Here is a 23,656-nt window from a genome sequence, read left to right as displayed (position 1 = left end):
GGTGATTGTGTCTGGCTGCAGGAGGTCAGCCGGCCTGCCCCATCCCCGCCGCGTTCGGCCAACTCTGCGCATTGGGCCACCCGGTCGCCGGGGCAGTCTGGAGATCCGCCGCGGCGGCCGGCCCGGTCATCCCGCGCACCTGCGCGGCGGTGAGCCCGCCCCGGGCGGGAACACCCGGCGGGGTCGGGCCACCCATCGGGCCCGGCGCCTGCGCCGCAGCGGCGGCCGGCACCGGAGTCGGCATCGGGGTCGGCATCGGGGTCGGCATGGGCGTCGGCGCAGGCATAGGCGCCGGCGTCGGTGCCTGCATCGGTGTCGGCGCCTGCATCGGCGTCGGTGAAGGGGCCGGGAAGCCCACCGGCTGCGGCCCCGCCTGAGCCGCCGCAGGCATCGGCATCCCGGCCCCACCGGTCTGTGTCTGTGCCGCCGCGGGCATCGGCATGCCGGTCCCGGCGGGCGGGGCGGCTGCGATCCCCTGCCCGCCGGAACCCATGGCCTGAGCGGCAAGGCCCTGCATGCCGGAGCCGTTGGTGGAACTGACCAACCGGTCAACTGCCGCCGTACCCGAGCTGTAGCCGGTCCCTGTAGCCAGCTCGGGCACGGCGGCTCCCCTCCTGGTCCCGTAGAGCACCTGTTCCAGGCCGGACACCAGGCGACGCACGTCCACCTGGGGGCGCACCACGAGTCGCAGGAAGCGGCTGGAGGAGCCGATCTTGTTGCCGCACTCGCGGACCAGGATCCGGTGCTCGGTGAGCATCCGGTCCCGGACCACGGTGCCTTCGGCGCCCACGGGGAGGCGCACGAAGAGGAAATTGCCCTGGGACGGGTAAACCGTCAGACCGGGCAGCGCGGCCAGCTGGCCGGCCATGTCCAGCCGGTCCCGTCGTACCTGCTGGAGGCTCTGCGCGTACTCGGAGCCGTGCTCCTTGAGCATGAACACCACGTGCTCCGCGAAGGAGTTGAGGTTCCACTTGGGGAGCATCGACCGCACCCGTCCCGCGAGCGCCGGGTTGGCGACCAGGTAGCCGAAACGTATGCCGTGCAGGCCGAAGTTCTTGCCGAGGCTGCGCAGGACGATGACGTTCGGGCGGAGCATCGCCTCCTGCACGACGGACGGCTCGGCCTCGGCGTCCGCGAACTCCAGGAACGACTCGTCGATCACGACCAGGTCCAGGTCGGCCATCGCGTCCATGAACTGCACGATCGCGTGCTTGTGCAGAAAGCCGCCGTCGGGGTTGTTCGGGTTGCAGATCACGGCGACCCGGGTGCCGCGGGCGCGGATGAACTCGGCGTACTGGGCCAGGTCCAGGGCGAAGCCGCTGGACTCCTGGAGCGGGTACATGTCGACCCGCTTGCCGGTCTCCATCGGCTGGTCGGTCCAGCGGCCGAAGGTGGGGACGGGGATGGCGAGGGACTCGCGGACCAGCAAGTGGTCGATCCAGGTGATGAGTTCGGTGGAGCCGTTGCCCATCGCGACGCACTGCGGGGGAAGCTGGAGCAGGCTGCACAGCTCGGCCGTGATGGTGTCGGCGCTGCTCGGGTAGTACGTGATGATGTCCCGGAGGCGGCCCGCCATCTCGTCGAACATGGCGGGCGTGGGGAAGTACGGGTTGCACGGAATGCAGAAGTCGACCGGACCGGCTCCTTCGCCGCCCTCCCGCGTCAGCGCCGCCATCGACGGGCTGTGCGCCGCGGTGCTGCGGAACAGCGAGGTGACGTTGTCAGCCAAGGGAGCCTCCGTATGGGGCGGGCTCGGCGGGGACGACCGGGCCCGTCGTCTTGGGTGGCCCGCGCGGGGGAGCACGGGCCGCCCTTACATACGGAGGCTTCGGTGGCACTGTTCAGCCGCTGAGAGATCGGCGAGAACTTGTGTGCCTCCTGTGAAGACAGTTCAGCTGAAGACGGATCAGCAGCCGAACGAGTGCACCGTCGTCGTCCGGTACGTCTGCCCCGGCTTCAGCACGGTCGTCGGGAACGACGCGTGGTTCGGTGAGTCCGGGAAGTGCTGCGTCTCCAGGCAGAGGGCGTCGCCCTGGCGGTAGGTGCGGCCGCCGGGGCCGGTCAGGGTGCCGTCGAGGAAGTTGCCCGAGTAGAACTGCAGGCCCGGCTCGTTGGTGGCCATCCTCAGGGTGCGGCCGGAGGACGGGTCGCGCAGCGTGGCGATGTGCGCCGGCTGGGCCGTGATGCCCTTGTCGAGGACCCAGTTGTGGTCGAAGCCCTTGGCGGTGATCAGCTGCGGGTGCGCGGCGCGGATGTCCCGGCCGATCGGCTTGGCCTTGCGGAAGTCGAAGGGGGTGCCGGAGACCTTCGCGAGTTCACCGGTCGGGATGAGGCCCGAGTCGGTGGGCGTGTAGCGGGAGGCTGCGATCTGGAGCTCGTGGTCCTCGATCGTGCCGCTGCCCTCGCCGGCGAGGTTCCAGTAGACGTGGCTGGTGAGGTTGACGACCGTGGTCTTGTCGGTCGTGGCCTCGTAGTCGATGCGCCAGTCGCCCTGCTTGGTGAGGGTGTAGGTGACCTTCACCTTGAGCGTGCCCGGGTAGCCCATCTCGCCGTCGACGGACGTGTAGTACAGGTACAGGCCGACGTCCGAGCCCTTGGTGAACGGCTCGATGTCCCACACGCGCTTGTCGAAGCCCTGGGCGCCGCCGTGCAGGCTGTTCGCGCCGTCGTTGACGTTCACCTGGTACTTCTTGCCGTCCAGGGTGAACTGGCCCTTGCCGATGCGGTTGCCGTACCGGCCGATCAGGGCGCCGAAGTACGGGCTGGAGGCGACGTAGTCCTCGATGTTGTCGAAGCCCAGCGACACGTTCTTGTACCGGCCGTGCCGGTCGGGGATCTCCAGGGACTGGACTATGCCGCCGTAGCTGAGGACCTTCATGCGGGTCCGGCCGTTCGCCAGCGCCCAGCTGTAGATCTTCGTGCCGTCGGCGAGCTTGCCGAAGAGCGACTTCACCGGCTTCCTGCCTCCCGTGGCGTGGGCCGTGCCACCGACGGTGGCAGCGGTTAAACCGGCGGCTGCGGCCCCGGCGATGACGGTACGTCTGCTCAGTTCCATGTGCGGCTCCTGCAATGGAGAGAGAGAAAGGGCCCCGCCTTCTGGCGGGGCCCTGGGGCCCGGCCGTCGGATTCCCGCCTGTCCAGCGACGCCTGGCGCGTGCGCGCCGCTGGACCCGCCCTTCGGGCGGACGCCGGGAATCCGACGGCCGGCCCCAGTTCGTTACGAACCGACCTTGCGCTTGTTCCACACGTCGAAGCCGACCGCCGCCAGGAGCACCAGGCCCTTGATGACCTGCTGCCAGTCGGTGCCGATGCCGACGAGGTTCATACCGTTGTTCAGCACGCCCAGGACCACACCGCCGATGATCGCGCCGAGGACGGTGCCGACGCCGCCGCTCATCGACGCGCCGCCGATGTACGCGGCCGCGATCGCCTCCAGTTCGAAGTTGAGGCCGGCCTTGGGCGAGGCCGCGTTGAAGCGGGCGGCGAAGACCAGACCCGCCAGGGCCGCGAGCATGCCCATGTTCAGGAAGAGCAGGAAGGTGACCTTCTTGTCCTTCACGCCCGACAGCTTGGCCGCGGCCAGGTTGCCGCCGATCGCGTAGACGTGACGGCCGATGATCGCGTTGCGCATCACATAGCCGAAGCCGACGACCAGCACACCGAGGAGCAGCAGCACGATCGGGGTGCCCTTGTAGCTGGCGAGCAGCAGCGTGACCACGAGGACGGCGCAGACCAGCGCGACCAGCTTCAGCACGAAGAGCTTGGTGGGCGGCACATCCAGCGAGAACTCCTGCTGCCGCTTGCGGTCACGGACCTCCTGGAGCACCACGAACGCGAGCACGGCGAAGCCCAGCAGCAGCGTCAGGTTGTGGTAATTGGTGTCCGGACCCACCTCGGGCAGGAAGCCGTTGGAGACCTTCTGCAGACCCTCCGGGAACGGGCCGAGCGTCTGTCCCTCCAGGAAGATCTCGGTCAGACCGCGGAAGACCAGCATGCCGGCCAGGGTCACGATGAACGACGGAATGCCGAGATAGGCGATGAAGAACCCTTGTGCGGCACCCGAGGCCGCGCCGATGGCCAGGCACAGCACCACGGCGAGGACCCAGGGTATGTCGTTCTTGACCATGAACACGGCGGCTATCGAGCCGACGAACGCTGTCAACGAGCCGACCGACAGGTCGATGTGGCCCGCGATGATGATCAGCATCATGCCGATCGCGAGGATCAGGATGTAGCTGTTCTGCAGGACCAGGTTCGAGACGTTGCGCGGAAGCAGCAGGTCGCCGTCGGTCCACACGGCGAACAGCGCCACGATCAGGCCGAGGGCGATCAGCATGCCGTACTGCCGCATGTTGCGGCGCATGCCGTCCAGCACCAGCTGGAGCAGGCCGTCGCCCGCGGCCGAACCGCCCTTGCCGGGCGGCGCCGGGGCCGGCGTCTTGGCGGTCACATCCGTGCTCATCGGGTTACCTCTTTGTCCTTCGTCATCTGGCGCATCAGCGATTCCTGCGAGGCTTCGGCCCGCGAGAACTCACCGGTCAGCCGCCCCGCGGCCATCGTGTAGATGCGGTCGCACATACCGAGCAGCTCCGGCAGCTCGGAGGAGATGAAGACGACCGCCTTGCCCTCGGCCGCCAGCTGGTCGATGACCGTGTAGATCTCGTACTTGGCGCCGACGTCGATCCCGCGCGTCGGCTCGTCCAGGATCAGCACCTCGGGCCCCGAGAAGATCCACTTGCTGAGGACGACCTTCTGCTGGTTGCCGCCGGACAGCTTGCCCACCGGCTCGAAGACGGTCGGGGCCTTGATGTTCATCGACTTGCGGAAGCTCTCGGCGACCTGCCGTTCCTCGTGCTCGTCGACGACACCGCGCTTGGCGACCTTCCCCAGGGCGCTGAGTGAGATGTTCCGGTTGATGGTGTCGATGAGGTTGAGGCCGTAGTGCTTGCGGTCCTCGGTGACGTACGCGATCCCGTGCTTGACCGCCTCGGAGACGGTCTTCGTACGGATCTCCTTGCCGTCCCTGAGGACCGTGCCGCCCGCGTACCGGCCGTAGGAGCGGCCGAAGACGCTCATCGCGAGCTCGGTGCGGCCGGCACCCATGAGGCCCGCGATGCCGACGATCTCCCCGCGGCGCACCTGGATCGACACGTCGTCGACGACCTTGCGCTGCTGGTCGATCGGGTGGTTCACGGTCCAGTCGCGGATCTCCAGGGCGGGCGCGGTGCCCTCCTCCGGCTGGTGCGGCGTCCGCTCCGGGAAGCGGTTCTCCAGGTCGCGGCCGACCATTCCGCTGATGATCCGGTCCTCGGTGGTCTCCGCGGCCTTCACGTCCAGCGTCTCGATGGTGCGGCCGTCCCGCAGGATCGTCACCGAGTCGGCGACCTTGCGGATCTCGTTCAGCTTGTGGGAGATGATGATCGAGGTGATGCCCTGCTTCTTCAGCTCCAGGATGAGATCCAGGAGCTTGCCGCTGTCCTCGTCGTTCAGCGCCGCGGTCGGCTCATCCAGGATGAGCAGCTTCACCTTCTTCGACAGCGCCTTCGCGATCTCCACGAGCTGCTGCTTGCCCACGCCGATGTCGGCGACGCGGGTGTCCGGGTGGTCGGTCAGACCGACCCGGCGCAGCAGTTCGGTGGCGTGCCTCAGCGTCTCGGTCCAGCTGATGATGCCGCGTGTGGCGTGCTCGTTGCCGAGGAAGATGTTCTCCGCGATGGAGAGGAAGGGCACCAGGGCCAGCTCCTGGTGAATGATCACGATGCCGTGATGCTCACTGGCCCTGATGTCCTTGAACTCGCAGACCTCTCCCTCGAAGAGGATCTCGCCCTCGTACGTGCCGTGCGGGTGGAGGCCGGAGAGGACCTTCATCAAGGTCGACTTGCCGGCGCCGTTCTCCCCGCAGATGGCGTGGACCTCGCCCTGCTGGACGGTCAGTGTGACGTCCGACAGCGCCTTGACGCCGGGAAAGGTCTTGACGATCGAGCGCATTTCCAGGACGGGTCCCGCCATGGTCGTGCCTTCCAATCAGTGGTGAATCGTTGGTCGGTGGCGGCGGTTACTTGAGGTCGCCCGCGGTGTAGAAGCCGCTCTCGACCAGTTCCTTCTCGTAGTTGGACTTGTCGACGCTCACCGGCTGCAGCAGGTAGGCGGGGACGACCTTCACCCCGTTGTCGTACGTCTTGGTGTCGTTGACCTCGGGCTTCTTGTCGTTGAGGACCGCGTCGACCATGTTCGAGGCGACCTTGGCCAGTGCGCGGATGTCCTTGAAGACGGTCTGCGTCTGCTGGCCCGCGATGATCGACTTCACCGAGGCGACCTCGGCGTCCTGACCGGTGACGACCGGCAGCGGCTTGCTCTTGGAGCCGTAGTCGTCCGACTTCAGCGCCGAGAGGATGCCGATGGAGATGCCGTCGTACGGCGAGAGCACCGCGTCGACCCGGGCGCTCTTGTACGTGCCGGTCAGGATGTCGTCCATACGCTTCTGGGCCTGGCCGCCGTCCCAGCGCAGGGTGGTGACCTGGTTGAGCTTGGTCTGGCCGGACTTGACGACGAGCTGCTTCTTGTCGATGTACGGCTGCAGGACCTTCATCGCGCCGCCGAAGAAGTAACGGGTGTTGTTGTCGTCGTTCGAGCCGGCGAAGAGCTCGATGTTGAACGGGCCCTTCTTGGAGCCGTCCTTCAGACCGAGCTTCTCGAGGATGTAGTTGCCCTGGAGCTCGCCGACCTTCTCGTTGTCGAAGGACGCGTAGTAGTCGACGTTCTCGGTGCCGAGGATGAGGCGGTCGTAGGAGATCACCGGGATGTTCGCGTCCTTGGCCTGCTGGAGGACGTTGTTCATCGACTTGTTGTCGATGGCCGCGATGATCAGGGCCTTCACGCCCTGCGTGATCATGTTCTCGACCTGCGAGACCTGCTGGTCGGGGTCGTCCTCACCGTAGATCAGCTTGGTCTTGTAGCCCTTGGCCTTCAGCTCTTTGACGACGTTGTTGCCGTCGGCGATCCAGCGCTCGGAGGACTTGGTCGGCATCGAGATGCCGATGGTGGCGCCCTTGGTGCTGCCCGAGCCCTCCTCGCTGCCGCCCTCACTGCTCTGGCCGCAGGCGGACAGGGTGAGCGCGAGGGAGGCGGAGGCGGCTATGGCGGTGAGTGCGGCTCGGCGAGTACGCATGGTCATCATCCTTGATGTGTGGGGCCGTGCTCGGTCGGGCGGTGCGTGATGCTCCGTGGCGCGATTGCGTGCTGTGACCGAGAAGAGGTGTGTCGGATTGTGTGCGGCTGCGTCTGGTTTTGTGAAGGGGAGTTGTCCGGAACGTTATGAGGGTGTATCGAACCGACGCAGAGCACCCGGCAGCCGCGAGCCGAGCGGCGCCATGTCGCCGTCCGCTCCGTGCCGTGCGAGCAGGTCCAGCGCGAGCCGCCCGCGCCGCACCCGTTCCCGGGCCGTGGACAGGGTCAGATCGCGCATGTGGTGCCCGTACGGGTAGATCCCCGGGGCCTTGGACAGGCCGAACTTCAGGTAGAGCGGTGCGCCGCGCCGGATCAGCTCGGCGACCTCGTACATTCGCACATATCCGCCGAGATCGTCGGGAGCCTCGATGTACATGTCCATGGGGGCGGCGGACACCCGGCGGATCTCGGTGAGGTGGTCGAGCGTCAGATCGCTGGGCACGTTGATGGAGTCGCCGCCCAGGTTCTCGTACACCGCGTACGCGGCCGGGTTCACCGGGCCGATGAGCGCCGAGACCTTCAGCGTCGTGTCGGCCGGGATGATGCCGGCGACCCGCGCCCGGTGCAGCGCCCACAGCACGCCCTCGTCGGCGACGAGGAGGCACTTGACGCCCAGCTCCGTCGCCCGGACGGCGTCTTCGACGCAGCCGGCGACCGCGTCGTGGCCGCGGGCCCTGAGGCCCCCGCCGCGCGAGTCGGTCCGCGTCGAACCGCCGATGTCCCACGTGCCGCGCGGGCCGGTGAACAGGCAGAGCTCGATGTCGCGCTCGTTGGTGGCCTCGACCATCTCGGTGATCTCGGCGTCGGTCAGCATCCACACGCCGCTGCCCTGGCTGATCCGGTGGATCGGCACATCGAGCCGCGAGGCTTCCTTCAGGACGACGGCCAGCGCTTCGGGACCCTCGCACGAGGGGATCTCGGTGCGCCATCGGCCGCCGCCGGGGAAGGCGTGCGGCGAAGCGTCGGCGGGGTCGAGGGCGGGCGCGTTCAGGCCGAGGGAGGTGAGCGCCTGCTCACCGGGCCTGCGGGCTGCCGTGGCGGGAGCGTCGGTCACAAGGTGTCCTTCTGTTCGGTATGTCGGACGAGGTTCGCGGCTCAGCGCGTGCGGGGCTTGGAGTACGCCGGTACGGGGGCCGTCAGGTCGCTCCCGTACCGGCGTACGTCTAGGGGCGGAGCAGCACCTTGCCCACCTTCGGATCGCCGGACCCCACCAGCTCGATGGCCTTGGGGAACTCGGCGAGCGGCAGCTCATGGGTGACCAGCGGCAGCGGATCGAGCAGTCCGGCGCCGAACACCCGCACCGTGTGCGCCCACGCGTCCGGCGCTGCCCCGAAGACGGTGTGCACCTCCAGCTGCCGTACGACCAGGTCCGTCGGGTCCAGACCCTCGGCGCCCGGCGCCGGGATGCCCGTCAGGACCAGGCGCCCGCCGCGCCTGAGCAGGGAGGCGGCGGTGCGCGCGGCGGACGCGGACCCGGCGGTCTCGATGACGACGTCGAAGTCGTCGGGGAGCTCCTGGTCCTTCGTACGGAAGTCCGTGGCCCCGTACTGCCGCGACAGCTGCTCCCGGTCGTTGCGCGTGCCCACGACGAGCAGCTCCGCCGGAGAGCCCGCCTTCAGGAACTGAACGGCGAACATGCCCAGCGTCCCGGTGCCGACGACCGCGACCCGCTCACCCGGCCGGGCGTTCGCCTTGATCGCGGCGGCCGCGATACAGGCGGCCGGCTCCAGCAGGGCCGCCGCCGTCAGGTCGGCGTCGTCCGGCAGGGCGTGGAGGAGTCGCGCCGGGAGCGTGAGCGTGGTGGCCATGGCACCCGGCTGGGTGAACCCGGTCTCCTCGTATCCGGCCGTGCACAGGGTCGTCTCGCCCGCGTGGCAGCGGTCGCAGACCTGGCAGTTGCGGAAGCCCTCACCGACGACCTTGCGGCCGACGAGCGACTCCGGAACCCCGGCGCCCACCCGCTCGACCGTCCCGGACCACTCGTGTCCCGGGGTCAGCGGGTACCGCACATACCCCTCGGGCCGATTGCCCTGGTACACCTCGCGGTCGCTGCCGCAGATGCCCACGGCGTGGACGCGGACCAGCGCCTCGCCGGCCGCGGGCTCGCGCGGCGTGTGCTCGGCGAGCCGGTGCTCCCCGGGCGCCTCGATGACGACGGCGGCGCCGCTCACTTCTCGGCGCCCTTCGGCTTGCGCTGCTCCCAGCCCTCGGCCCACAGGTCGAAGCGGGCCTGCTGCTGCGGGAACTCGGCGGCGGCGTCGACGTCCAGCTCCACGCCGAGGCCGGGGGCGTCGGAGAGGTGGAAGCAGCCGTCCTCCGGGTTCACCTGCGGCGCGCCCTTGACCACCTTCTTGATCTCCGCGTCGGCGAAGTCGTTGAAGTGCTCGAGGATCTTGAAGTTCGGGGAGGTGAAGCCGACCTGGAGAGAGGCGGCGGTGAGGACCGGGCCGCCGACGTTGTGCGGGGCGACCAGCATGTAGTGGGTCTCGGCGGTGGCGGCCAGCTTCCGGGTCTCCCAGATGCCACCGATGTGGCCGACGTCCGGCTGGATGATGTCCACGGCCTGGCTCTCGAACAGCTCACGGAACTCGATGCGATCGTGAATCCGCTCACCCGTGGCGACCGGGATGTCGACCTTGGCGGCGACCTTCTCCAGGGCCTTGAGGTTCTCCGGCGGAACGGGCTCCTCCAGCCACGCGGGCTTGAAGGGCGCGAGCTCCTTGGCCAGCCGGACGGCGGTGGCGGGGGAGAACCGGCCGTGCATCTCCAGCATCAGCTCGGCCTCGGGGCCGATGGCGTCGCGGACGGCCTCGATGAGGGAGACGGCGTACAGGGTCTGCTGGTGGTCGAGCTCGAAGTGCCCGGTGCCGAAGGGGTCGATCTTGAGCGCCCGGTAGCCGCGCTCCACGACCCCCTGGGCGGCCTTGTGATAGGCCTCGGGGGTCCGCTCGGTGGTGTACCAGCCGTTGGCGTACGCCTTGACCTTGTCGGTCACCTTGCCGCCCAGCAGCTGCCACACGGGTACGCCGAGCGCCTTGCCCTTGATGTCCCAGCAGGCCATCTCCACGACCGCGATGCCGGACATGACGATCTCGCCGGCCCGCCCGTAGTCGCCGTACTTCATCCGTCGGACGAGGTCCTCGACAGCGAACGGGTCGGAACCGAGAATGTGATTGGCCTCGGCCTCCCGCAGGTAGCCGATCAGCGCGTCGGTGTGGCCCAGCATCCGGGTCTCGCCGACTCCGGTGATGCCCTCGTCGGTGTGCACCTGGACGTACGTCAGGTTGCGCCACGGCGTCCCGACCACGTGTGTGCTGATTCCGGTGATGCGCACGGCGGTTGCCCCTCGCTGCTTCGTCGGCTCGTTTTCGGCTCAGTTGGCAGTTCGCTCGTGTTCGAAATTTCGTCACACGTTCGAAATGCTGGCGTGACAGTAAGGATGGTGTGAGGGGGGTGTCAATGGGTCGAACGCATAACGGCCGTGTCGAGCACATAACGGTTTCGACACTGCTTTCGACAGTTCTTTCGGTCGCGGGGCGCGGTCGCCCGTCCCCGTACCGGAACGGGCGGTTCCCTACACAACTTTCACAGCTGTGACTATGAACGTTACCTGCGAGGAACTTACTCTTCCCGCGTCATGGACTACTGCCACCCGTGCCGACGGCACCTCAATGGCGCCCTGGCCTGCCCGGGGTGCGGCGTGTCGGTCGAAGAGATCCGCGCGTACGCGGCGTCCGCGCACGCGGAGGCGGCGCAGACGGGTACGGGCGGGGGCGTGGGCGCGGTTGGTGGCGGTGCCGGGCCGTATGACGCGTACGGGGCCGAGGGGGCGTACGGCGGCGGGTACGCGGGCGACGGTCACGCCGGGGCGTATGGCGGTGAGGGTGCGGGTGACGGCCCTGCGGGTGCGTACGCGGCCGGGGGTGCGGGTGACGCTCACGCGGGTGCGTACGGCGGTGAGGGTGCGGGTGACGGCCCTGCGGGTGCGTACGCCGGCGGGAGTGCGAGCGACGCGCAGGCGGACGTGTTCCGGAGCGAGGCCCCGGTCAGTGGCCACGCGGGCGCGTACGAGGGCGGCGGCGCGGCGAGCGCGGTCCACGGGGACGGTCACGAGGTCGCCTCGTACCAGGACGAGGGAGAGCGCGAGGGCGGCGAAGGCCGAGGCGGTGCGGCTGCGGCCGGTGCGACCGTAGGTCGGGTCGAGGTGGCGGCGGAGCCATCGGGCGGTCGGGCCGCGCGCCGACGCGCGCGAGGGCGTGGCGGCCGGACCGCCGGCGCTCCCGGGGGGCCCGAGGGCTACGACGACCTCACCGACGTCCCGGACGACGAGGACGAACTCGACGGTCCCGCAGCCGGTGCGAGCCGTCGCGATCGCAAAGCCGCGGCGCACCGACGCCGTCGCCGCCGGACCCTGCTGATCACCGCGGGCTTCGTCCTGGCCGCCGGCGGACTGAGCCTCGCGGAACTCGGCATGGACGCGCCGGGCAAGGCCCCGAAGCCGGCGGCGGCCGGAGGCGACTCGGCGGAAGGCGCGGCGTCGGGGGAGGCGGGCGAGACGGCGGGGCCGCAGGACGACACGCCGGGCAGGGGCTCGAGCCCTTCCCCCGGCGCGTCGACGTCCCCGTCACCTTCGACGTCCTCGAAGGACGACAAGGACGAGGACAAGCCCACCAAGGACCCCCGGCCGACACCCACCGGCACCACTCCGGACACGTCCCCCACGACCCCGGGCGCGACGACCCCGCCCAGGGACCCGGCCCCCACGACCAGGCCACCGAAGCCGGACCCGACCCCTGAGCCGTCGCCGTCGGAGACGTGCAACCGGTTCCTGTGGTGGTGCGCGTAAGGGCGGCGATCCTCAACCGCCGGCCCGGGCGGATCCGATGAGCCAGGCGTCCAGCGGCGAGGTGGCCGTGCCGGTGGAACAGATCTGCCAATCACTGGGTTGGCGCCAGGGCCAACAGGTGGGGCCGGACAGTCAGGTGAGAGACGGCCACCGATCGGCCGCCCATTCGAGCCAGCCCGGCCAACCAGGAGGCGGACCGCCGATTTCGTGCCCCTCGAGTTCCGCGGCGTCGGGCTCCTCGAACAGCGTCCTCCAGCGCAAGAGGTCCGCCTCGCTCATCGCGAAGGTCTGATCGGGAGTGGTCGACTGGCGATGGGCGATCCGAGCGCGTTGGGTCTCATGGTCCACCGGCACGTACACGACGTGACAGGACGCGCCCACAGACTCCACCAGCCAGCGGATCGCGGACCTCTCGTCACGAGACCAGCATCCGAAGTCCAGGACCACGTTGGTTCCGAGCCTCAGTGCCTCCAGAGCAAGCGAGAGCAGCCGTCCTTCCAGGACATCGCGCTTCCCGGCCGGCTGCGGATCACCGAACAGCGGAATCATCCACTCATCAGGCGTCAGCCGCAGCGCGCTGTGCTCCTTGGCCAGTTGCCGAGCCCTGGTGGTCTTCCCTGCCCCCGGCAGGCCGACTGTCAGAAACAACGTGGTCACGCCCGGATCGTTCACCGAAGCCACGCAGAGGACAACTGCTTTCTCTGCCGAGATCGCCGGGGCCGTGTCGCGACCCCGCCCCTCGTCAGAGCTCCAATGACCGCCGCAACAGGGAGGCTCGCTTGAGCCGCACGTCCCGTGGTGCTTCGGACACCTGCGGATCAGGCATCTGGAATTCGTCTCCGTCGAAGCGCGGAACGACGTGTACGTGCAAGTGGTGAAGCACCTGGCCGGGGATGTCGTTGTTCTGCGTGATCGTGCTTCCGACAGCTTGGTAGGCGATCTTCACTGCAGACGACACCCTCGCGATGACCTCGAAGACTTCCTGCAAGAGGTCACGTGGTGCTGCATGCAGGGCGGTCACATGGGCGAGCGGCAGCACCAGAGTGTGACCAGGGTTGTTCTCCCGCTGCATGAGAGTGGGGATGACGAAGACATTTCGCGAACAGTACGCGACCAGATCCGCATCGATCTCCCCTCGACCGATCATGCAGAAGGGACACTCACTCACCCGGAAACCTTCCATGCACGCCGCACATGACTCGGCCCCTGAGAGAGGCCATATCGCGGAGTGTGGCAGGCCCTGCCACTCAGAGCACTCAGTTTTCAGGCCCTCGGACAGCTCGAGCGGTCCAGGCGTTGAGGACCCAGCGCGCCGCATCCGCCGTCGTGGCTGACTTTCTGTGGCTGAGCTTGAAGGTGCGACGGGGATCAGGTGACCAGCGACGGTGGCGCGATCATCAGTGCTCGGTCGTACAGGTCGCGGGCTGTTGCGTTCTTCAGATGGGGGCGCAAGAGACCGAACATCGCCTTCACGCGCTCGTCGGCGCGGCCGGACTGCACCTTGGGGTAGTCGTCGAGGGCCTGGTGCCAGGTGGTGCAGGCCGCTTCCAGGTGGCCGAGTTCCAGCTGCCGCTCTGCCAGCAGGCCACGACGATGTACTCGTGTGCGCTGGTACGCGCTGGGGCGGAGCCGGTCCGCTTGTTGCATGGCTTCGACGGCTCCGGCCTTGTCGCCGAGTTCGTAACGTACCTGGCTGACGTGGTAGTTGAGCGAGGAGGGGTCGTAGGAGCCGAACGCCTTGCCGCGTGACTCAGCACGGTCCATTGCCGCCTCTGCCTCGCGGATGTAGCGCAGCGCGCCCGTACGGTCGCCGGTCTGCGCGGCGGCGTGCGCCTGCTGGCCGACGAGGAAGGCCAGCATCCGAGGGCCGGCTTTCGGGGAGGCGGCGGCAGCGGCATCGGCCAGTTCCATGGCCTTCGTCCCGTGGTGGAGGTCGACTGCCTGGACGCTCATCCCTCGCAGGGTGGTGCAGTACGTCAGGTGGTCCTCCGCCGCGCCCGCCAGTTCCAGAGCCATGACGTAGTAGCGCTGCGCGAGACCGTGCAGCCCTTCGTCCACGGCCATGTAGCCGGTCAGGTAGAGCAGGTCCGAGGCGGCGGACAGCATCGCCTTGCGTACGTCCTCGGACGCGTCGGCGCGCAGGTAGGAGGCCACGGTGTTGACCATGAACGAGGCCGCCATGGGGCGTGCGTGACGTCCGCCGAACTCGTCGTCCAGCTCCGAGACACGCTCTGTCATGGCGACGACCATGTCCACCTCGTTCATGCTGATGCGTGTCGTGCGGCCGGACTGAATGGCATCGGCACGCCCAACCACATCAGGCCAGCCGGGAATGGTGACGGCCACGGAGAACAGGCCGAGACCCAGGACACTGCGGCGGGACGGGTCCATATCCAGCCTCCCAGGTCGATCACCCCTTCCACGGTATCCGCAGCCACGGAGGAGCGATCGCGTGGAACGGGCAGTCCGGCTTCGGCGTGGGTGACGGGGCGGCCGAGGCGGCGGGAGAGGGCTTCAAGGATGCATGCGCGCACCGCACCGCGGGGGACGGTGCCGCCGAGCCAGTGGCTCACCGCCGACTCGTCGTAACGCAGAGGGATTCCAGTCTCCGTACCGACGCGGTTCACCGCCCGCGCGAACTGGCGGTGAGTCCAACGGCTCTCGGCGAGTAGGCGCCCGAGCGCCGCATTCGGTTCACGCGTGGCCATGCCCTCAACTCCCACTGCCTTTACGAACTTTCAAGGCTTTCAAGTCCTGGCGCTGCGGCAACGGTACCGCTGTGCGTGGTCGTGCGGTTGCGTAGAGGTAGCAGGGGACGGCGAGTCCTCGCCGCAGCCGTCGTCTGAGGGGCTGAGGGATGAGAAGTGAAGCGCGGGCCCGTCTGGCCCGGATGACTGAGGAGCGGGGCATGGACGGGGTGTTGAGGATCGACACCTACGAGGGCGCGGACCTGCCGCCGGGTTCGAATCGGTTCTCGCCGTGTCGCTGCCCGCAGCACCGCAGTGCCACGCCTGAGGATGGGGCGGCGAGGCTGAGCGCCGCAGTACGCGAGGTCAACGAGCGCAGCCGTGGAGAGCGGCTGTGAACCGGTTAGCCGCAGTCGTCGGCCGCTACGCCGGACCGCTCCTGATCATCACCATCACGGGATCGGTCGGCTTCGTCCTGGGCGTGGCCGCCGCATCCACACCCACCTGACTCCTCCCCGTCACGCATCCAGGCTCCCCACATGTGACGAGGGAGGGCCCGCCGTCGGAAGCGGTGGGCACCCCGTCCGGTTGCCTTCTTCGCAAGGGTCCGGCAGCCGGACGGGTCCAACTCCGCAGCATCCGCCGCGGAGTCCACTGAAAACCGTAAGGGAGAAAACGATGAACGTGGACGAGTTGTTCACCGGCGACCTGGTCACCGGCGTCCCGGCCGTCGAGGCCGCGCTGCTCGACAAGATGCCGGGCGGTGGCGACAACAACGGCGACCACTGCAGCAAGTGATCCAGGACTGACCCCAGGCGGGGCGGGGTCGTTCGCGGCCCCGCCCCGCCGCACGACATCGGAAAGGGACGACATGCTGTCGATGCGTCTGCGCTTGTCCGATCTCCAGGACCCCAAGTGGAGATCACAGGGCGGCCGTTGGATCAACGGCGAGAGCTGGATCGAGCCCGCGAACGTGTCGCCGTTGGTCATGGAGGTCAATGACGACCAGGCGCCGTGCGTGCGGGTCCGCGTGAAGGAGTGGAAGCGGGACGAGGCGGATTTCATCGCACTCGCCATGGAGCCTGAGCAAGCCTGTCTGACGGCAGGTGTCTTCGGCACAGCCCCGCTGTACCTGGTAGAGAAGGCTGGCGAGCTGTACGCCTCATGGGACCTGATGGCGCTGCGATCGCACTTACGGGTTGACCGGCTCGTGCCGCGAGTCGTCGCCCGAACGCTGACGCGGCAGCACCGCTACACGTCCGAAACGCTTTTCGAAGGCGTCTACCGCCTCACGGAGCGGGCAGCGGCCACGTTCACCTGCTCGGGACTCAGCATCCACTACCCGGAGCCTGCCGAACACGTACTTGAGCCGCGTCCGCTCCGGCCCGGAGTTGATCCACTCGCTGCTCTGGACGAGTTGCTGACCGACGTGGTCCGTGAGATCTCGACGGCAACCGAGTGCGTGGGCGTCGAGCTGTCCGGCGGCGCGGACTCCGGGAACGTCGCCCTGGCCGTGATGGCAGCCCGCTTCCCCGAGGTATACAGCTTCGGATTGCTGGTGGGAGGGAGTACCGGCAGGCCGCAGCGCGAGCGGCGCAGGGCCTTTGTGGAGCACTGCGGCTTCCGAGACACGGCCACCCCCGCCATGCAGCACGCACCCTTCTGCCCCGGAGGCGTGCGCGCTCTGCACAAGCCGCACGATCCGGCGGGAGCCTTCTATCAGGAGGCGTTTGATGTCGTACGCGAGCAGGCAGCTGCCCGGCGGTGCGAGGTCATGTTCACGGGCAGCGGCGGGGACGAGATCAACGCCTACCACTCCAGGACGCGGGCCGAACTGCCGATTCCCGAACCCGTACCGTGGCTCGGAGCCAGGGCAGCCCGAGGGCTCATCGAGGTGAACGAGCACCTGGCGCCCATCCCTGTACTGCCCGTACCGACCTTGATGGCGTTCGGGATGCACAACCCCGGATTCCTCCGGGCCGGAATCTGGCCGGTGAGCCCGCTCGCGCACCCACGGATCGTGCGGTTCATGGAGCAGCTACCGCATGAGCACAAGCGCGGCAAGGCGCTGTTCCGCGAGCGGATCAGGCGGGCGGGCCTGCCCGAGTGGGTGGCGGCGCCGGCGGAGCCGGAGAACTTCCTGGCCGTCTTGGAGAAAGGGCTGCGTTCCTACGGCCTGCCCGTGTTGGACGACATGATGAAGGAATCAGTCCTGGTGGACCTCGGCTACGTTGACGGGAAGGCTCTCGCTCAGGCGCGCAAGGAAGCCGATGCCGCCTCGGTCGTCCCTGACCTGCTGTGCGATGTGCTCGCCCTGGAGGTCGGACTGCGAAGCCTCATCTGACCAGCCCCAACACGGAAGCCGAGAACGTGGAAGCCACAAACCTCCTCTACCGCGATCCGGCGCTCTGCGACGTGGTCCAGTCCGACAGCTCGAGCGCCGGAATGTGCCAGACCCTGATCGAGTTGCACAGGCCCGACGCCCGGACTCTGGTTGATTTCGGATGCGGCACCGGCCGGGATCTGGAGATCCTGGCCAAGCGCTTCGAGTGCATCGGCGTGGATCTCCAGCCAGGCATTGTCGGCTACGCCCACCAGGCCCGGCCGGGGCTGGACATCCGCACCGGGGACATGCGCACGGCACGACTCGGCAAGCGCCTGGACGTGGTGACCTGTATGGGCAACAGCCTGGCTTACGTGCACGACAACGAGGAGATTGGCCAAGTCTTCGCCACGTTCGCGGCCCATGCCGGGCCGGGCGCGCTGCTCGTACTGTGCTCCCCTGTCGCCCCGATCACCCGCACCGAGCCGACCACCGCCACGGTTGACACCCCCCGGGGACCCGCCACGGTCACCGTCCGACATGAGTGGGACCTGCGGACGCAGATCAACACCATGCACCGGCACTGGGTGCTCCCCTCGGGGGACGAGGCCCAGGACAAGATCCGCAGGCGTGTCCTGTTTCCCCGCGAGCTGGAGCGTTACGCGAACGGTGCTGGCTTCGAAGTCCTGGACATGCTCGACGGCACAGGCGCAGGGCTCACCGGCTCGACCGCGTACACGGTGGCCCGGTACACCCGGAGATGACCGGCGGTGCGAAAAACAGCGCAGGGCGTGACCTCCATGCCTCCGAGCCCCTGAGCTTGTTGTTTAAGTGCGCCACGAGCGCAGAGAGTGAGGTTGATGTAGGTAGACCCACTTGATGCGGTGCTGTGCAGATGATGAAGGTTTTGTGGCCCTTCGGCGTCGCCCTGCGGGGGGAGGCGTCAAACCACCTCAAGCTGCGTTGGCTGAAGACCGTCGTGGTGAGCGTTGAGGAAAAAGGCGTCCAAGAGGCGTCAGGTGGGGACCGGAAAGGCGAGCGAAAGCGAACCGCTGACGAAGTGTCGAAACAAGTAGCTGACATCAAAACCGGGGCGGTTAAAGGGCGCCGGGATGAGCCTGGCGGGGTCCCGTCTATTGGCCAGGCGGTGTCCGGCATTGAGGCGGCGCGAGTCCGGTCTGCGGCTTCTGCATGGAACGTGGGAAGGCGAGTGTCGATACGGCCAACTCTGCCTCAGAGAGGCGAGTTGGCGAGAGGGAGCGCGCCGGGCGGCGGAAACCGTGAGGCGTTGAGTACCGATGCGGCACATGCTGGCGGACCGGCTCGTAGTAGTGATGAAGCTCCGGTAATCGGGGTGGAGCGAAGGGGCCGGCTCATTGATGATCTGTTCGCGCGAACAACCGGACGTTCTCCGGGAGGAAGCGGGTGAGCATGTCAGGTCCGGCGGACAAGCCGTTCGCCATTTCGAAGCGACTGGTGTGGGAGGCATACGAGAGAGTCAAGGCCAACAAGGGTGCGGCCGGAGTGGATGAGTGCTCGATCGAAGACTTCGAGAAGGACTTGCGGGGAAACCTGTACAAGATCTGGAACCGGATGTCCTCGGGAACGTACTTCCCGCCACCGGTGAAGGCGGTCGAGATCCCCAAACCCGGAGGAACGAGAATCCTCGGGGTGCCCACTGTGGCCGACCGAATCGCTCAGACGGTGGTCGCTCTGACGCTGGAGCCCAGGACGGAGTCGATCTTCCATGACGACTCCTATGGGTATCGGCCCAGGCGGTCGGCGCTGCAGGCGGTCGAACGGTGCCGACAGCGGTGCTGGAAGAAGGACTGGGTCCTGGACCTCGATGTCCAGAAGTTCTTCGATTCTGTGGATCACGCCCTCATGGTCAAGGCCGTGGAGGCGAACACCGACCAGCGTTGGGTAGTGCTCTATGTGAAGCGGTGGCTTGTTGCACCGCTTCAGCTATCTGACGGAACCCTTCAAGAACGGGACCGGGGGACCCCTCAGGGGTCGGCGGTCTCGCCCGTGCTCGCCAACCTCTTCATGCACTACGCGTTCGACCAGTTCCTGGCACGGGAGTTCCCGTCGGTGGACCTCGAACGCTATGCGGATGATGCGGTGGTGCACTGCGTGACCGAGCGTCAAGCCAGGCAGGTATGGGCGGCGCTCGAAGCGAGGATGGAGGAAGTCGGGCTGCGGCTGCATCCCGACAAGACCAAGCTCGTCTACTGCAAGGACAGCAGACGGCGAGGCTCTGCCGAGCACACGTCGTTCAAGTTCCTTGGGTATACGTTCGCCCCTCGGAAGGCCCGATATCCGGACGGCAAAGCATTCACGTCGTTCCTGCCCGCGGTCAGTCCGGAGGCCCTCAAAGCCATGGGCCAGCAGGTCCGCGAATGGCGCATTCACCGGCGCACCAGACTCGAACTCATCGAGCTCGCCGACTGGATCAATCCAGTCGTGTCGGGCTGGATGACGTACTACGGCCGGTTCTACCGGTCGCAGTTGTATCCCCTCCTGCGACGCATCAACACCTACCTGATGCGATGGGCGCGGAAGAAGTACAAACGGCTGCGGGGCTACAAACGCTTCCGTGCATGGTGGACCGGGCTCGTGCAGCGAGCACCGGGCCTCTTCAAGCATTGGACGTGGGACCGCGAGTTCGTGTGGGCTCGATGAGAAGAGCGGAGTGACGGGAGACTTTCACGCTTCGTTCCGTGGGAGCCCGGGGGGGCGATTCCCCCGGGCCACCCGACCCTCCGGTGGCTGTGGCGTCGCGGAGTCGAGTGCTCGGGCAGAGGTAGAAGAGTTCGGGATCTCCCTCGTCGAGGCCGTGGAGCAGACCGACCGGGTGCCAGCTGGCGCGTTGTAGTAGTTGCTGCATGGGGTGGTTGGAGACGTTGGTTGATGTGAACAGCTTCGTGGTGGTGCATACGGTCTCGACGGCCGTGAGGAGACGTGCGCCCACACCTCGTCGGCGGGCGCTGGGGGTGACCATCAGCATGGTGACGAAGCCCTGCTCGAAGAAGCTGTACTCCAGCACGCTGTAACCCAAGGGTCCGGATGAGTCTCGGGCCATGAGGACCGCACCCTGTTCGCACCAGTGCCGGATGTTGTCCCGTCGTGTGTGGTCGCCTGCTGCCGCGACGGAATCGATCTTGGCTAACGCGGCCCAGTCCGATGGGTCCGCGCGGTCCACTTGAAGCCCGCTGAGGTTCTCGACGTTCATGGGTGCATCGTGGCAGCGTATGGGCGGTTGGTGCTCGCCTATTGGTTTCGGCGGGGCTTGGTTCCCTTCTTGTGGTGTGCGGGGCGGCTGTATGCCTCGCCGGTGGCGAGGACACGTCCCACGTCGTGCCGGGTGGCTGGGTGGCGATTCTTCGAACCGAGCGGTCGACCGGGGCCGGGACGGGACGGTTTCGGTGCACCGGCCGGGGAGCCGGTCTTCACACGCAGGTTTCTGAACCCCCTGCGGACCCGGGCGGGCGTCAGCTTGTTCGGCTCGGCCGGCTTCTCCCAGGGCCGCCGGAGATCGGTGGCCAGTGACCGGGCGAGCCGGAGCTGGGCATAGGCGGCGATCACCAGCCATGTCCACCGGTCGGCCGCCTCCGAACTGCGGAGCCTGGGCCTGGTCCACCCGAGTGTCTGCTTGAACAGGCGGAACGTGTGCTCGAGATCGAAGCGGCGGAGGAAGGACTGCCAACAGCGGTTGACGTCGTTCGCGGTGGCGGCGGTGCCCGACCACCACAGCCAGACCGGCTTGTTCACCCCGCCACTGGGCAGCTTCTCCACGGTCAGACGGATGACGGTGCCCTCGATGATGGGCAGCGGTCCGTCGTGGTCGAGCCAGGCCGCCCGCCGGGTCAGCCTCGGGTGCAGCCGGTCCCACGCCTGCGCGGTCGCTTTGCCGTAGAGGCGGGTGTCTGTGACGGTCACGGCCTGCTCGGTGCCCCAGGTGGTGGGGTCGCCGAAGACGAACTCGCCGCCGTGCTTGGGCGGTCGGCCGCCCTTGGGGTCGTAGACCCTCGGTGGTGTGGGCCGGCGCATCACACGGTCGGAGCGGAGCCGGCCGAGGATCTCGACGGGCAGGTCGTGCAGCAGGTGGGCGATCCGGGGGACGTCGTATCCGGCGTCCAGCACGACCAGGACCTCCGGATCGCCCGGCTTCCACTGCTCGGCGGCGATGAGCCGCTCGACCAGCCCGCGGATCTGGACCGTGGTCACTGCGGCGACGTCCGCGCCTGGCTCCAGGCGGACCGCGTCCAGCACTGCCGTCCACGACGTCCGACCGGTCTCCAGCGCGGCGACGATCGAGTACGGCCAGCCCGGGATCATCTGGTGCTTGCCCTCACCTCGGCCGAAGGTGTGGCAGAAGGACCGGTCAGGGCAGGCGTTGGCGTCCGGCCGCAGCCACGGCGAGACGTCTGCAGCCAGCACAATCCGGCCGTCCGCAGCCCTCGGCAACGGCGCCCCAGCCAGCGCGCGACGAAGCCGGGCCACGTCGATCCGTCCGTCGTTGAGGCCGCTGTAGAGGGCACCGTGACCGCGGCGGTGTTCCGGCGCGAGCGCCAGGTCGACCAGCGTCCGCACCGGCCCGTCCGTGCACAACAACGCATCGCATAGCTCGAACAGCGCGTCGCCCCGCGCGGTCAGACACGCGTACAACTCCGCCCGGAAGCATGACACGTCCGCAAACGCATCCCGCAGGACGCCCTGATACCCCAAACTCACGACCACGGCCTTCGCGCTGGTTCCTCTGCCTCTGTGACGGAGCACAGGATCAGACGAAGGCCGCCTTCACGTCCGCTGAACTGCGGAAACGCTGGTCAAGTTCGAGTCGCGTTCGACGCCAGACCTTAAATGACAAGCTGAAGGCAGTCGCGACGGCAACACCCACGGATTTCCCCTGCACAAACACGGACGCCAGCGGAACGCAAATCATGCGCTGACCTGCGTAGAAGTAGCGCTAAGCGGCCGCCCCCACCATCCGCCGCAACAAATCCCGCAATGCCAGCCGCTCCCCCTCGGACAACCCCGCGAGCGGCTCCCGCGCGAAGCGCAGCCCCTCGCGCAGCTCCCGGGCCACCCGGCGCCCCTCTTCCGTCACTGCGGCCACCTTCACGCGGCGGTCCGCCGGGGCCGCGCGTCGCTCCACCAGGCCCCGGGACTCCAGCCGGTCCACGATCCCGGTCACGTTCGACGGCTCGCACTTCAGCTTCTGCGCCAGCTTCCGCATCGGCAGCGGCTCCAGCGACAGCAGGCTCAGCAGTCGCGCCTGCGCGCCGGTCAGCGCGTGCTCGGCCGCCGCGTCCTCGTAGTCCTCGTAGAAGCGCGCCACGACGTCACCGATGAGTTCCAGGACCTCCATGGTCAGCGCGTCGGGGCGGCGGGTCTTTTCGGGTGTGGCCATGGCATCCAGGGTATCCGGTTACTTGACAGCATGAAATATTCAGAGGCATCGTTGTTTCAGATAATGAAGTAACTTGGCTAACTGAAGTAAATGGAAAGGCACCATCATGCTCAACCGCGAATGGCACCTGCTCAGCCGTCCCGTCGGCTGGCCGAAGCCCGAGGACTTCGCCCTGGTCGAGGCAGAGGTCCCGACGCCGCGTGAGGGTCAGGTGCTGGTGCGGAACAAGTACCTCTCCGTCGACCCGTACATGCGCGGCCGAATGAGTGACGCCAAGTCCTACGTCGCCCCCTTCGAGCTCGGCAAGGCCATGCAGGGCGGCGCCGTCGGCGAGGTCGTCGCCTCCAACGCCGAGGGACTGGCCGTCGGTGACCACGTCCTGCACTTCCTCGGCTGGCGCGAGTACGCCGCCCTGGACGCCAAGAACGCCGTGAAGGTGGACCCGGACGCCGCGCCGCTGTCGACGTACCTCGGCGTCCTCGGCATGACCGGCCTCACCGCCTACGCCGGCCTGACGCGCACCGCCTCCTTCAAGGAGGGCGACTCCGTCTTCGTCTCGGGCGCGGCGGGCGCCGTCGGCAGCCAGGTCGGCCAGATCGCCAAGCTCAAGGGCGCCTCGCGGGTCATCGGCTCCGCCGGCTCCGAGGAGAAGGTCAAGCTCCTCGTCGAGGAGTACGGCTTCGACGCCGCCTTCAACTACAAGAACGGCTCCGTGAGCGAGCAGCTGCGCGAGTCCGCCCCCGACGGAATCGACATCTACTTCGACAACGTGGGCGGCGACCACCTGGAGGCCGCCATCGGCCGGCTCAACCGCGACGGCCGTATCGCCATCTGCGGAATGATCTCCGTCTACAACGACACCGAGCCCGCCCCCGGCCCGAGGAACCTCGTCCGCCTCCTCCAGACCCGTGGCCGCATCGAGGGCTTCCTCGTCGGCGACCACTACGACCTCCAGCCGCAGTTCGTCCAGGAGGTCGGCCCCTGGGTCGCCTCGGGCGCGCTCAAGTACCGCGAGACGGTCGTCGAGGGCATCGAGAACAACCTGGAGGCGTTCCTCGGCGTCCTGCGCGGCGACAACACCGGAAAGATGATCGTCAAACTGTGAGCGGGACCGTGACGTCCTGCTGACCGCGTTCGTTGCTTACGACGGAGGCCGCACC

General features: G+C 67.9%; 20 protein-coding genes. 6 read left to right on the top strand and 14 right to left on the bottom strand.

The window, feature by feature from the left end:
* Positions 1-25: 25 nt before the first annotated feature.
* The 8 genes from Q4V64_RS15315 to Q4V64_RS15280 all read right to left on the bottom strand — a co-directional run bounded on the left by Q4V64_RS15315 (position 26) and on the right by Q4V64_RS15280 (position 10,561).
* Complete coding sequence (locus tag Q4V64_RS15315; protein ID WP_124442573.1) at positions 26-1,729, bottom strand: histidinol-phosphate transaminase; 1,704 nt, start codon at positions 1,727-1,729, stop codon at positions 26-28.
* A gap of 177 nt (positions 1,730-1,906) precedes the next feature.
* Positions 1,907-3,055, bottom strand: coding sequence for an aldose epimerase family protein (locus Q4V64_RS15310; protein ID WP_124442574.1), 1,149 nt, complete (start codon positions 3,053-3,055; stop codon positions 1,907-1,909).
* Positions 3,056-3,217: 162 nt separating this feature from the next.
* The gene (mmsB, locus tag Q4V64_RS15305) at positions 3,218-4,462 is read right to left on the bottom strand and encodes a multiple monosaccharide ABC transporter permease (protein WP_124442575.1); all 1,245 of its coding nucleotides are present in this window, start codon (positions 4,460-4,462) and stop codon (positions 3,218-3,220) included.
* Positions 4,459-6,009 carry a multiple monosaccharide ABC transporter ATP-binding protein gene (mmsA, locus tag Q4V64_RS15300; RefSeq protein ID WP_124442576.1) on the bottom strand — a complete coding sequence of 517 codons (1,551 nt, stop codon included), beginning with the start codon at positions 6,007-6,009 and terminating at the stop codon, positions 4,459-4,461. The genes mmsB and mmsA overlap by 4 nt, the downstream gene beginning before the upstream one ends.
* Before the next feature lie 46 nt (positions 6,010-6,055).
* Complete coding sequence (gene chvE / locus Q4V64_RS15295; protein ID WP_303710027.1) at positions 6,056-7,168, bottom strand: multiple monosaccharide ABC transporter substrate-binding protein; 1,113 nt, start codon at positions 7,166-7,168, stop codon at positions 6,056-6,058.
* A gap of 144 nt (positions 7,169-7,312) precedes the next feature.
* Positions 7,313-8,281, bottom strand: coding sequence for a hypothetical protein (locus Q4V64_RS15290; protein WP_124442578.1), 969 nt, complete (start codon positions 8,279-8,281; stop codon positions 7,313-7,315).
* Between the two features lie 109 nt (positions 8,282-8,390).
* Positions 8,391-9,398 carry an alcohol dehydrogenase catalytic domain-containing protein gene (locus Q4V64_RS15285; RefSeq protein WP_124442579.1) on the bottom strand — a complete coding sequence of 336 codons (1,008 nt, stop codon included), beginning with the start codon at positions 9,396-9,398 and terminating at the stop codon, positions 8,391-8,393.
* Positions 9,395-10,561, bottom strand: a complete 1,167-nt coding sequence (locus Q4V64_RS15280) for a mandelate racemase/muconate lactonizing enzyme family protein (protein WP_124442580.1) — start codon at positions 10,559-10,561, stop codon at positions 9,395-9,397. The genes Q4V64_RS15285 and Q4V64_RS15280 overlap by 4 nt, the downstream gene beginning before the upstream one ends.
* A 366-nt stretch (positions 10,562-10,927) precedes the next feature.
* On the opposite strand from Q4V64_RS15280, the gene Q4V64_RS15275 reads away from it, so the two are divergent.
* Positions 10,928-12,073 carry a hypothetical protein gene (locus tag Q4V64_RS15275; protein ID WP_253267201.1) on the top strand — a complete coding sequence of 382 codons (1,146 nt, stop codon included), beginning with the start codon at positions 10,928-10,930 and terminating at the stop codon, positions 12,071-12,073.
* Positions 12,074-12,205: 132 nt separating this feature from the next.
* On the opposite strand, the gene Q4V64_RS15270 is transcribed toward Q4V64_RS15275, so the two are convergent.
* The 3 genes from Q4V64_RS15270 to Q4V64_RS15260 all read right to left on the bottom strand — a co-directional run bounded on the left by Q4V64_RS15270 (position 12,206) and on the right by Q4V64_RS15260 (position 14,338).
* Positions 12,206-12,730 carry an ATP-binding protein gene (locus tag Q4V64_RS15270; RefSeq protein ID WP_124442713.1) on the bottom strand — a complete coding sequence of 175 codons (525 nt, stop codon included), beginning with the start codon at positions 12,728-12,730 and terminating at the stop codon, positions 12,206-12,208.
* An 85-nt stretch (positions 12,731-12,815) separates the two neighbouring features.
* Positions 12,816-13,241 carry an HIT family protein gene (locus Q4V64_RS15265; RefSeq protein WP_124442714.1) on the bottom strand — a complete coding sequence of 142 codons (426 nt, stop codon included), beginning with the start codon at positions 13,239-13,241 and terminating at the stop codon, positions 12,816-12,818.
* A 200-nt stretch (positions 13,242-13,441) separates the two neighbouring features.
* Complete coding sequence (locus Q4V64_RS15260) at positions 13,442-14,338, bottom strand: transcriptional regulator (protein WP_253267202.1); 897 nt, start codon at positions 14,336-14,338, stop codon at positions 13,442-13,444.
* A 592-nt stretch (positions 14,339-14,930) separates the two neighbouring features.
* Here Q4V64_RS15260 and Q4V64_RS15255 point away from each other — a divergent pair.
* From Q4V64_RS15255 to ltrA, 4 genes are all read left to right on the top strand, one after another.
* The gene (locus Q4V64_RS15255; protein ID WP_303710020.1) at positions 14,931-15,158 is read left to right on the top strand and encodes a hypothetical protein; all 228 of its coding nucleotides are present in this window, start codon (positions 14,931-14,933) and stop codon (positions 15,156-15,158) included.
* 473 nt (positions 15,159-15,631) lie between these two features.
* The gene (locus Q4V64_RS15250; RefSeq protein ID WP_172629392.1) at positions 15,632-17,104 is read left to right on the top strand and encodes an asparagine synthase-related protein; all 1,473 of its coding nucleotides are present in this window, start codon (positions 15,632-15,634) and stop codon (positions 17,102-17,104) included.
* Positions 17,105-17,130: 26 nt separating this feature from the next.
* Positions 17,131-17,847 (top strand): class I SAM-dependent methyltransferase, encoded by a 717-nt coding sequence (locus tag Q4V64_RS15245; RefSeq protein ID WP_124442582.1) that lies wholly within the window; start codon positions 17,131-17,133, stop codon positions 17,845-17,847.
* A gap of 667 nt (positions 17,848-18,514) precedes the next feature.
* On the top strand, positions 18,515-19,765 hold the full coding sequence (ltrA, locus tag Q4V64_RS15240) for a group II intron reverse transcriptase/maturase (protein WP_124442583.1): 1,251 nt from the start codon (positions 18,515-18,517) through the stop codon (positions 19,763-19,765).
* Here ltrA and Q4V64_RS15235 read toward each other — a convergent pair.
* The 3 genes from Q4V64_RS15235 to Q4V64_RS15225 all read right to left on the bottom strand — a co-directional run bounded on the left by Q4V64_RS15235 (position 19,722) and on the right by Q4V64_RS15225 (position 22,496).
* On the bottom strand, positions 19,722-20,315 hold the full coding sequence (locus Q4V64_RS15235) for a GNAT family N-acetyltransferase (protein ID WP_124442584.1): 594 nt from the start codon (positions 20,313-20,315) through the stop codon (positions 19,722-19,724). The genes ltrA and Q4V64_RS15235 overlap by 44 nt on opposite strands.
* 38 nt (positions 20,316-20,353) lie before the next feature.
* On the bottom strand, positions 20,354-21,817 hold the full coding sequence (locus tag Q4V64_RS15230; protein WP_303710017.1) for an NF041680 family putative transposase: 1,464 nt from the start codon (positions 21,815-21,817) through the stop codon (positions 20,354-20,356).
* Positions 21,818-22,052: 235 nt separating this feature from the next.
* On the bottom strand, positions 22,053-22,496 hold the full coding sequence (locus tag Q4V64_RS15225; protein WP_124442586.1) for a MarR family transcriptional regulator: 444 nt from the start codon (positions 22,494-22,496) through the stop codon (positions 22,053-22,055).
* A gap of 106 nt (positions 22,497-22,602) precedes the next feature.
* Here Q4V64_RS15225 and Q4V64_RS15220 point away from each other — a divergent pair, with 106 nt between their 5' ends.
* The gene (locus tag Q4V64_RS15220) at positions 22,603-23,601 is read left to right on the top strand and encodes an NADP-dependent oxidoreductase (protein ID WP_124442587.1); all 999 of its coding nucleotides are present in this window, start codon (positions 22,603-22,605) and stop codon (positions 23,599-23,601) included.
* The last annotated feature ends 55 nt before the right edge of the window (positions 23,602-23,656 follow it).

It is taken from the genome of Streptomyces sp. NL15-2K (assembly GCF_030551255.1).
Taxonomy (GTDB): Bacteria; Actinomycetota; Actinomycetes; order Streptomycetales; family Streptomycetaceae; genus Streptomyces.
The sequence above is the reverse complement of the archived record's forward strand: the minus strand, read 5'-3'. Positions and strand labels throughout refer to the sequence as shown.